We start from the raw sequence: 1,504 nt of genomic DNA on the forward strand, positions 1-1,504 counted from the left end.
GGAGGTGGGGCCGCTAACGACTCCAGTGTAGGCACAGGCAACAGCCACAGCGACGACAGCGAATCCCGGAATGGGAGAGGGATGTCGTTGGATGAACGGGAGAGAGGTTTTGCTATAACTGATGCAGAACGTAAGCTTTTAGCTGACGGAAAAATTCAGGAGTTTTGGGAGTCTCGTTTGGCAGCAGGTGATCCAGTTGCAAAGGCTGGACTGGATTCTTTAGATCCCGATGGTGGTATAGTTGATTATCTGTTTGGTGGCACCAGCATCAATAATCGCTTACAGGCATTCGCTAATGTGTATGCCAATGGGGTATTGGATATTGGTCAAATCCGGGTGGAACTTGCTAATGCGCATATAAATTTCACCGATAACGATACATTAGGTATTCGAGGTCTACTCAACCCTGGCCAGATAGCTGAATATCACCACAACGTTTTTAGAGATCATGGTCTGCCCCCCACAACATTTGGTGGTACGCCTTTTACAGGTGCAGTCAGCGAGTCTTGGTTTACGGCACCGGTTTGGTGCGGAGGCTGTGATACGCAATGAAAAAGATCGCGCTAATAGTTATTGTTATTTTGGTTGCTGTGTTTGGTGCGCAGGCCATTACCTATGCCGTATCGGATGTCGTTCGGATTAAATTGCGGCAGCATACGTTTTTAATCCCCAAACACATTGCAATGGAAAGGGAAAGCGTGATGCCGGATTGGCTGCTCAATATGAGCGGTCTGGATGACGGTTCCAGTACCACGCTGTTCAAGTTCGATGACCAGGAAATCAAAGCCAATGTGACCGGTTATCAGGTGGATAGCGATAACCAGTTTAAGGACGATGTTGAGGGGCTGATCATTGCGTTAACCTCAGAAGAGGTTGGTAGGTACAAAGATCCTAGTTATGCACAATTAAGTGATTTGTGGCAGCGCACGGGTTCTTACAAAAACCGCAAAGTCGAAGCTGCTGAAATGCCAGGTTGGTATAAAGTCTATCGGGCTGTGGAATACCCGAATAGTTGGGCATTGCTGAGTCGCTTCCCGAACTCTGACAAACCGATACCCGATCAACCGCAGGATTTTTGGATTGCGAGTTGTCTTATGCAAGGCCCTGAAGGCAAAAGAAATGGACGTTGCCGCACATACGAGTTGATTGATGATATTGCCGTTGAATTCAGCATTTCTGATTACAATCTTCATTTGCTTGATGAAATAAGAGAGTTTATCAGAAGCCAAGTGCGTGAATGGAAGCAGTAGTGAGTGATTTAAATGGCTGCGGGTGGTCGGATGTCTGTGTCATACGAAAGCGAGGTTTACTAAATTTACTAACTGCTTGGCAATGGCTTAGTGATGGTCCGAAGGCTACGCGGCTGTACCAACGGCAACAATAATCCGACTGGCAAAGCGGCACATCCGACAGCCAGGAACTGGACGCCTTCGCCACCACCCAGGGCTACACCGGACACCAGCAACTGGACGACCACGACTTGATCCACATGGGCGGTCGTGTA

3 protein-coding genes are annotated in these 1,504 nt (G+C 48.2%); 2 read left to right on the top strand and 1 reads right to left on the bottom strand.

Annotated elements, in window-relative coordinates; genetic code table 11:
* A partial coding sequence (locus tag ACQCLF_RS15950; protein WP_426989068.1) for a hypothetical protein occupies window positions 1-552 on the top strand: 552 nt, incomplete at its 5' end.
* The gene (locus ACQCLF_RS15955; protein ID WP_426989070.1) at window positions 549-1,250 is read left to right on the top strand and encodes a hypothetical protein; all 702 of its coding nucleotides are present in this window, start codon (window positions 549-551) and stop codon (window positions 1,248-1,250) included. The genes ACQCLF_RS15950 and ACQCLF_RS15955, both read left to right, overlap by 4 nt.
* A gap of 68 nt (window positions 1,251-1,318) precedes the next feature.
* Here the strand turns inward: ACQCLF_RS15955 and ACQCLF_RS15960 are convergent.
* Window positions 1,319-1,504: hypothetical protein (locus ACQCLF_RS15960; RefSeq protein ID WP_426989072.1), on the bottom strand; the 186-nt coding region annotated here is incomplete at its 5' end.

Source organism: Marinimicrobium sp. ARAG 43.8, assembly GCF_050113635.1.
Taxonomy (GTDB): Bacteria; Pseudomonadota; Gammaproteobacteria; order Pseudomonadales; family Cellvibrionaceae; genus Marinimicrobium.